Origin of the sequence: Parahoeflea alexandrii (assembly GCF_027214025.1) — a bacterium.
Lineage (GTDB): Bacteria > Pseudomonadota > Alphaproteobacteria > Rhizobiales > Rhizobiaceae > Hoeflea > Hoeflea alexandrii_A.
The window spans coordinates 20,452-28,726 of the sequence record NZ_JAPWHB010000016.1 but is presented as its reverse complement, the minus strand read 5'-3'; the positions used below and the strand labels follow the sequence as shown (position 1 = coordinate 28,726).

The window sequence follows — 8,275 nt, the reverse complement described above, 5'->3', positions numbered from 1 at the left end:
TGGACCGTGTCTGCATCAGTACCGACTACGTTCAAATCGTTGCTCCGGCAATCGGTGGGAATTAGCGTGACAACTCCTTAACGAGCGCTAAGCAACACCGAGCGGTTCTCAGCGTCCATAACTAACGCCCGCTGGAAGACCCGCTCCTCCCGTTCTGTGGAGCACAAGTGTAGCGCCTTCGAATGAAGGGGTTAGCCAGAGTATCAAGTGGCCCGATTTCTCATGCCATCACTCGCAGCACTCGTCGGAACCAGCGCCCTGACCAGGGTCTTCATGCCAAGAACACCTATGGGCTTACCATTGCCCATGACGGTGTAACTGTGATTGGTATCCCCGTTTGATCTGGCGATGATGTCTTCTAGCGTGTCCTCGGCATCCACTTCGCCCGAGAGGGTGACGTCACCGGCCTTGTCTGCTGACGTCATGATCGAGCGGGCGCGCAGGACCCGGGCGCGATTGATGTCGCTTATGAAGTCAACGATGTAGGGGTCATTGGGGTGCAGCAGGATTTCCTGCGGCTCGCCCTGCTGAACGACAATCCCGTCCTTCAGGATGACAAGGTGATCGGCAAGTTTCAACGCCTCGTCGAGGTCGTGGCTGATGAAGACGATCGTCTTTCGCAGCTCCTGCTGAAGTTCCAGCAACAGGTCCTGCATGTCCGTCCTGATCAGCGGATCAAGCGCGGAGAAGGCCTCGTCCATCAGCATGATCGGCGCGTTCGAGGTCAGCGCCCGGGCGATCCCGACCCGCTGCTGCATGCCGCCGGAAAGCTGATGCGGATACTGGTGCCCCTGCCCTTTCAGCCCCACCCGTTCCAGCCACTCAAGAGCAGCCTTTTCGTAACCCGCCCTGCTTTCGCCGCGCACCGCCTGCGCGAGTCCGGTATTTTGCAGCACCGTTCGGTGCGGCAGCAGGGCAAAGTGCTGGAAAACCATCGACATCTGCATCCGCCGCATTTGCCGCAACCGTTCCTCCCCGAACGCGAGCACATTCTCGCCATCGACCCATATCTCACCCGCCGTCGGCTCGATCAGCCGGTTGACGTGCCGGATCAGCGTCGACTTGCCAGAGCCCGACAATCCCATGATGACCGTGATGTCACCGGCATGCATGTCGATGTTGATGTCGCGCAGTCCAAGCACATGGCGGTGACTGTCCATGAGTTCGGATTTGCTCATGCCGGCCAGGACGTGCTTCATCGCGGCTTGCGGCGCCACGCCAAATACCTTGTACAGGTTCTTGATGGAGATGCTGACTTCCTTGTTCATGCCTGATCTCCCTTAGTGGCTGCCGACGCTGGTCGAGGCATTCACCCGCGCCAGTGCAGCCTTTGTCACCCGGTCAAGAATAACCGCGAGCAGAACGATGCCGAGACCCGCCACGAGCCCGACGCCAAGTTCGAGATTCCGGATGCCACGCAGGACAAGCACACCCAGTCCCGGTGCCGATACCAACGACGCGATGACGACCATCGCGAGACTCATCATGATGGTCTGGTTGACCCCTGCCATGATGTTGGGAAGCGCCAACGGGATCTGAACACCGTAGAGCTTCTGACGCTTTGTCATGCCAAATGCATTGGCCGCCTCGATAACCTCCTGATCGACGAGACGAATGCCGAGATCGGTCAGGCGGACAACCGGAACGATCGCATAAAGGATAATCGCGATTCCATAGAGCTTTGGCTCCGTCACCGAGAACAGGAAAATCAGCGGTATGAGATAGACGAAGGTCGGCAGCGTCTGCAGCATGTCCAGAACCGGGATCATCAGCTTCTGCATCCTGTCGCTCCGGGACATGGCGATCCCGAGCGGAACACCGAACAGAACGCACAGGAAGGCGCAAACAAAGATGATCGAGAGCGTTTCCATGGCGAAGTGATAGTGGTCGATGAATGCGAGAAACAGCAGAACGCCGGCCACAAAGCCCATCAGCCGAAACGACTTCGAGGCTACATATGCGACCGCTGCAAGAAAGAGGATCATCAACCACCAGGGCGTCGCCGCAAACAGGTAGAGCGCACCTTCCAGCAGCCAGCTGAGTGGCTGGGTGAGCGGATCGAGCACCACCTTTAGATTGTCCTTGATGCCGAGGAAGATGTTCTCCACGCCCTTTGTCATGTCCCGGGTTCGCGCAAACTCCGCACATGAGCGATTGAGTTCATCGAGCGAGGGAAACGGCAGGTTCCAGATCGCGTCCAGGCTGAAACCGTCGCTGGCCCCGCCAGACTTCTTCTTGGCCAACAACTCCACCATGGTCATGGGACCGCCGGAATTGCCTTGCTCACCGCACCAGCCGCGCAGACCCAGAGCGTCAAACAGGAAATCGTATGTAGCCATGGCGTTGTCCCCCGGGGTTCTCCCTCATTTCTGGATCAGGGGGCGGAGCAACCGGCTTCGCCCCCTGCTGTTCTCATCAGTTGAAGATGGCCGCGAGCTTCTCACGGGCTGCGTCGTCGACCCAGCCTTCCCATTTGGCCTTGTTTTCCGTCAGGAAGTGAACGGCGGTCTCTTCAGAGGAAGCGCCATTGTCCGCCTGCCAGGCGAGAAGCTGGCTGAGCTCCTGCGAGGTAAACGAGATCTTGCTGGTCAGCGCGAAGACTTCCGGGTTGCGTTCGGCGAAATCGGCGGTGACCACCGTGAGAACCGGAGCGGCGGGATAGGCCGACTTGCCTGGCGTCGCACAATCAACGGTCTGGTTGCAGGCATGAATGTCCGCATCATGGGGACCCATATCGACGGCCACCATATTGTAGCGGCCGAGAACCGCAGTCGGACCGTACATGTAGCCGAAGAACGGTTCCTTGGCTTCGTAGGCCGAGGCCATGGCCGCCGAGAGGGTTTCACCCGAACCGTGATTGAAGACCTCCATGCCGTGCTTGTCGAACTCGAACGCCTTGATCAGGTTGTCGTTGGCGATGCGGCAGCCCCAGCCATCGGGGCAGTTGTGAAACTTGCCGCCGACCAGCGCAGGATTGGCGAGAATCCCGTCAATCGTGGCCAGTTCGGGATGGTCTTTGACCAGGTAGTCAGGAACCCACCAGTCCTCGGTGCCGCCGTCAGAAAACACGTCGGCGGCTTTCTTGACCTTGCCGTCGGCTTCGAGCTTCGTGTAGAGCGGCGCCGAGTTGATCCAGAGTTCCGGCACGACATCCGGCTCGTTGTTCTCGGCAAGCGAGGTGATGGCGGTGGTGGTAGCCGAGGGCACCAGAGTGACTTCACAGCCATAACCCTGGACCATCAGGAATTCGGTGACCTTGGTGATCAAGGAGGCGGAAGCCCAGTTCATCTCGGCCACGGAAACCTTTCCGCATTCGGCCTGCGCAGCACCGGGAAGCGCCAATGCGCCCAATGCGATCGCGAAAATCAGTTTCTTCATGTCATTTCTCCCAGTTGATATGTCGTGAAAATGGCGCCGGACCGAGTGGCCAGACGGGCTCGAAATTCGAAGACGTCAGTCATTGTCGCCTCCCGCTGCACCCGCTCCGGCCTGCGAACGGGCCGAGGTCGGAACTGTCGTCCGTAATGCCAGGGCGGTCAGATCCCGGTACTGCGCATCGCAAATGTCTCCACGATGGAACCGCGGCCACATCGGCATAGCGCGCCGTGCGTCTGCGCACGCGACTGTCACATCAACAGGTTCGTCAGCGGCAACCGACCCTTCAATGAGCGGGGCCTGCCCCGGTTTCAGACAGGCCTCCACATCCGCCCAGCTCAGGCGCATGGGCCGGTCCAGTGACGCTGCCACACGGGCGGCAAACGGCAAAATGATAAGAGGATGCGCGACCGCCACGCAGACCACGGGCTCCGCCGATGGTCCTTCCGGCAAGCGCGCGAAATCGGCAAGCGCCATGCCCGTGCGCAACGGGCAGAGCGGCCCCGGAGCAGTCCAGACACCTCGGGCCGGCAATGGGGTATGGGCCCGCGCACCGCTCAGCGCGCCCAGGATTGTTCCAGCCCAATCCAGTCCCGCCCGCGAGAGCCAGACCGAGGCATATGCAGCCTCTTCCGCCTCGCCCCACTCGTATCCCGCGCCGCGCGTGGCGCGATAGGTCAGCGACGATATTTCCGACAGTGACAGGACGATGCCGTCCGGGCAGGCAACAGGGGCGTGTGCGATCTTGCGCATCGGATCAGTTGCCCCCGATTTCATCGGGATAGGGCAATCCCTGGAACAGGCTGATGCGTACCCAACGGTCAGATCTCGGGTCAAACCGCGTTGCCCCGAAAAAGGCGAGCTTGCAGCGCAACATGTCGATCGGCATGAGATCGGCGGAGATCAGATTGTCCTGGATCTCGGCAAATGGTCTGCCGGCCGAGAGCTGCACCCGGCACACCGCGTTTCTGTGCTCGGGTTTTTGCAGCAGCAGCCTTGCCACCGGCATGTCGGCAGGGCAGTCGGCCAGGGCGGCGTTCAAGGCCGCAACCTGCCGCCCCGTGTCCAGCGGCAACTCCCGCTCCGCTCCCGGCTCCTCGTAGCGCTCGCCCAGCCGCGGTTCGAGCTTGTCCTCGGACACATACCAGAAACGCGCGCTATCCGCGGCTGTGCCATAGTCCGCCCGCAACGCCCAGTCATAATGGGTGCGGATCAACGCCTGCAGTTCGCCCGGTTTCATGGCGCCGTCGAGATTGGCTGCGGGGGTTTCGTCCGCTGCCATGCATTGCGCCAAACCATCAACCAGCGCGCCATGGGGCTCGAGCATCAGCGAGACCAGCGCCTCCTGCGCCTCGACCGGAAGCGCGGCCTGGCTCCAGCGCCACAACGCATCCCACGGATGGTCCTGTTTCCGGTCCCACTCGGACCCGGCATGCCTGGCCAGCAACTCCAGCCCGCTGTGCAGCGCCGCGAGCTTCTCCAGTTGCAGTGGATGATCGCTGTGCCACTGGCGAGCGTTTTCGATTGCGTCGTTCAGTGCCGCGTCAAAACCGGCGCAGGCCTGCTCCGAAGCACTGGCCTGACTGCGGACGCGGGCCAGGGCCTCCTCACGCACCATGATCCAGTTGTTGAGCAGGATGGGATGGCGCACCAAAAATGGCGCCATGCCCAGCCCGGTCGAATTGCCAACGCCAAGGGCCTTCCGATGGTCGGTGCTCAATCGGGCCGCCTTGTCGCCGCCTCGTACCCTGGCCAGATGCTCGACAAGGTCGACCGAAAACAGGCGGGTAAACCATACGGAGAGCATCTCGGCCTGAAACGGGCACATCATTTCCGGCCGATCGGCGATGGCATGACGATCGGCTGCGCCGAATTTTCCGGACCCGTAGACCGCAGTCGTGCGCATCAGATATCCGGCTCCGGCGATTTGCTCAGGATCGGGCTGCAGGCCGTGCGAAAGCCGGTCGACAACGTGATCGAACAGCCGCACCGATCGATTGGCCCGGCTCAGCGACAGCTCCCGCTCGGTGACGCGCCCGGCCTCCTGCAGCGGCACATTTGCCGCCAGACGCTCGAGATCGGATGCGGAAGGTGTACCGTCGAAAAGAGCGAACGTCGCATCCCATGCGGTGGCTATGACCCGGTCGGAACGCATTTCAGCCGGCAGGTCATGGGCAAAACAGACCAGCGAATAGCAGCGTTCGGGTCCGTTTGCGCGATAAGCGGCGCAGCCGACCCCGCGCTCGTCCAGATCGAAGACGGGGCGGTCAAAGCTCCATTTCTCGTCCACCATCCGCCTGAGAAGGATGCGCAAGAAGGACAGGCGCATGGGGTGCGCCGACCCGAGGCGGTCAAGCCTCATGACTTCAGAAGCTGGACGGCGGAAGGCCGCAACTCCGGTATCCCGTGCAGGATCAGCGTTGATCATTCCGCTGCCTTTCTCAAGCCGGCATCAGCCGGTCCGAAACTGTCTGCGAAGAACCGCCGCCAATTGTTGCCAAGAATCCCCTCGACGTCGGGCGCAGCCAGCCCTGACGCGCGCAACCCGCGGGCGACGTTGGCGAAATCGCGATTGTCGTTGAACCATTCCGGCATATCGGGAAAACCGGGCGCATCGGCGCTTCCCTCGCCATAATCCGTGGCCTTCGTCCAGCGCCCGGACCGCATCCATTCGACCACACTGTCGGGCTGGTCCTGGCAAAGATCTGTTCCAATTCCCAGACGCTCGGCCCCCATGAGGTCCGCCGTTCGCGCGACCATGTCGCAGAAGTCCTGCAAGGTGCACTGGCTGCCGTTGTTCAAATGGTGCGGATAGATCGAGAAACCGAGCATGCCCCCGGTCCCGGCAAGCGCCTTGAGAACCGTGTCGGACTTGTTGCGCCGTGCCGGATGCCAGCTTGCAGGATTGGCGTGCGTGATGGCAATCGGCCGCGACGAGCACTCAATAGCCTCGAGTGTCGAGCGTTCGGAGGAATGGCTCATGTCAATGACAAGCCCGACCCGGTTCATCTCCGCAATCACCTCGCGGCCCATCCGGGTGAGGCCGGTATCGTTGTCTTCATAGCAACCCGTCGCGAGCAGGGACTGGTTGTTGTAGGTGAGTTGCATGAAGCGCAGGCCAAGCCGGTGGAGAACTTCCACCAGGCCGATGTCATCCTCGATACATGAGGGATTCTGCGAGCCGAAAAAGATTGCGGTTCGCCCGGTTTGCCGCGCGGTCTCGATATCCTCGGCGACAAAGCCCTGCATGATCAGTTCGGGATAGCGTTCGAACCACCGGTTCCAGGCGCTGATGTTGTGAACCGTCTCCCGGAAGTTTTCATGATAGGTGATGGTCACGTGGACCGCATCGACGCCGCCGGCGCGCATCTGCCGGAAGATCTTCTCTGACCATTTGGCATATTGGAGACCGTCGACCAGCAGGCTCATGCCACCTGTCCTCCATGAAGGTATGAAGTCTTGACGATCGAGTAAAACTCGACGGCATACTGCCCCTGCTCGCGCGGCCCGAAACTCGATGCGCCGCGCCCGCCGAAGGGGACATGGTAGTCGGTTCCGGCTGTGGGCAGGTTGACCATCAGCGTGCCGGCCCGCATGTTCGAGCGGAAATGTGTGGCCCGCGCCAGACTGCGGGTCATGATACCGGCAGTGAGGCCGAATTCGCTGTCATTGGCGACCGAAAGCGCTTCGTCATAGCTCGCCGTCTTTATAACACAGGTAATCGGGGCAAACATTTCCTCTCGATTGACCCGCATGTCGTTGGTTGTCCCGGCAAACACCGCTGGAGCCATGAAATGGCCCTTGGTCGGACGCTCAAGGACTTCGCCACCGCACATCAATTCGGCGCCTTCGGCTTTTCCAGCCTCCACATAGGCGAGGTTGCCAGCGAGTTGCGCCGCACTGGCGACAGGGCCGATTTGCGAGGTTTCATCAAGCGCATTGCCAACCCTCAACGCACTTGCCGCCTTCACAAGCTTCTCGACGAATTCGTCATGAACCGCTTCGTGCACGATCAGGCGGGACGCAGCGGTGCATTTCTGCCCGGTACCGCCAAACGCCGCACCCGCCGCATGCGCGACGGCCAGGTCGAGATCCGCATCATCCATGATGAGCATGGGATTCTTCGATCCCATCTCCATCTGAACCTTGGTCATGTTTGTCAGCGCAGCCGCGGCGATGCCGCGTCCGACGGCAACCGAACCGGTGAAACTGACAGCATCGATACCGGGATGCTCGACCAGTTTCTGGCCGATTTCGCGCCCTTGCCCGGCCAGCATGTTGAACAATCCCGCAGGAATGTCCTGCTGGGCAATGATCCGCGCCATCGCGGCGGCGCTTGCAGGTGTAAGATTGGCGGGCTTCCAGACCACCGCGTTGCCGAAGGCGAGCGCCGGCGCGATTTTCCAGGCTGGCGTGGCCACCGGAAAATTCCACGGACTGATGATGCCGATCACGCCGACAGGCTCCCGGCGGACATCGATCTCGACCCCGGGCCGAACGCTCTGGGCGAAGTCGCCGATCTGGCGCAGGGCCTCGGCCGCGAAATAGGTGAAGAACTGTCCCGCCCGGTAAACCTCGCCCTTGCCTTCCGCCAGCGGCTTGCCCTCTTCCCGCGACAGCAATGCGCCGATTTCGGCCGATTGGGCCATCAAGGCGTTGCCGATCGCCATGAGCACATCATGGCGCTTCTGGATTCCCGCATCCCACCACTGGCGCTGTGCAGCGCGGGCGGCGGCGATGGCCTGATCGAGTTGCGCGGCATCTGCCTGTGCGTGATGACCGATCACGTCGGAAAGGTCTGACGGATTGACGTTTGCCACGTGGTCCCGGCTGTCCGTCCATTGTCCGGCGATGAAATTGCGCGTTTCGATCGACATGTTTGCGTCTGTCCTTCCAGATT

The 8,275-nt window shown here is 61.3% G+C and carries 7 protein-coding genes; all 7 read right to left on the bottom strand.

The window, feature by feature from the left end:
- Window positions 1–203: 203 nt before the first annotated feature.
- Entirely contained in the window at window positions 204–1,268 is a 1,065-nt protein-coding gene (locus O4H62_RS26030; RefSeq protein WP_269391800.1) for an ATP-binding cassette domain-containing protein, read from the bottom strand.
- A 12-nt stretch (window positions 1,269–1,280) separates the two neighbouring features.
- A complete protein-coding gene (locus O4H62_RS26025; RefSeq protein WP_269391799.1) occupies window positions 1,281–2,339 on the bottom strand; it encodes an ABC transporter permease in 1,059 nt (352 codons plus the stop codon).
- Between the two features lie 76 nt (window positions 2,340–2,415).
- Complete coding sequence (locus O4H62_RS26020) at window positions 2,416–3,378, bottom strand: ABC transporter substrate-binding protein (protein ID WP_269391798.1); 963 nt, start codon at window positions 3,376–3,378, stop codon at window positions 2,416–2,418.
- A gap of 75 nt (window positions 3,379–3,453) precedes the next feature.
- Window positions 3,454–4,128 (bottom strand): DUF3726 domain-containing protein, encoded by a 675-nt coding sequence (locus O4H62_RS26015; protein WP_269391797.1) that lies wholly within the window; start codon window positions 4,126–4,128, stop codon window positions 3,454–3,456.
- Between the two features lie 4 nt (window positions 4,129–4,132).
- Window positions 4,133–5,704 (bottom strand): hypothetical protein, encoded by a 1,572-nt coding sequence (locus tag O4H62_RS26010; RefSeq protein WP_269391796.1) that lies wholly within the window; start codon window positions 5,702–5,704, stop codon window positions 4,133–4,135.
- Window positions 5,705–5,799: 95 nt separating this feature from the next.
- Window positions 5,800–6,804, bottom strand: a complete 1,005-nt coding sequence (locus tag O4H62_RS26005) for a membrane dipeptidase (protein ID WP_269391795.1) — start codon at window positions 6,802–6,804, stop codon at window positions 5,800–5,802.
- Window positions 6,801–8,252 carry an aldehyde dehydrogenase family protein gene (locus tag O4H62_RS26000; RefSeq protein ID WP_269391794.1) on the bottom strand — a complete coding sequence of 484 codons (1,452 nt, stop codon included), beginning with the start codon at window positions 8,250–8,252 and terminating at the stop codon, window positions 6,801–6,803. The genes O4H62_RS26005 and O4H62_RS26000 overlap by 4 nt, the downstream gene beginning before the upstream one ends.
- Window positions 8,253–8,275: the final 23 nt, after the last annotated feature.

Coding starts and splice junctions, on each gene's coding strand:
- O4H62_RS26005 (WP_269391795.1), bottom strand. CDS start 6,804: ATGAGCCTGCTGGTCGACGGTCTCCAATATGCCAAATGGTCAGAGAAG.
- O4H62_RS26000 (WP_269391794.1), bottom strand. CDS start 8,252: ATGTCGATCGAAACGCGCAATTTCATCGCCGGACAATGGACGGACAGC.
- O4H62_RS26015 (WP_269391797.1), bottom strand. CDS start 4,128: ATGCGCAAGATCGCACACGCCCCTGTTGCCTGCCCGGACGGCATCGTC.
- O4H62_RS26030 (WP_269391800.1), bottom strand. CDS start 1,268: ATGAACAAGGAAGTCAGCATCTCCATCAAGAACCTGTACAAGGTATTT.
- O4H62_RS26020 (WP_269391798.1), bottom strand. CDS start 3,378: ATGAAGAAACTGATTTTCGCGATCGCATTGGGCGCATTGGCGCTTCCC.
- O4H62_RS26025 (WP_269391799.1), bottom strand. CDS start 2,339: ATGGCTACATACGATTTCCTGTTTGACGCTCTGGGTCTGCGCGGCTGG.
- O4H62_RS26010 (WP_269391796.1), bottom strand. CDS start 5,704: ATGCGCCTGTCCTTCTTGCGCATCCTTCTCAGGCGGATGGTGGACGAG.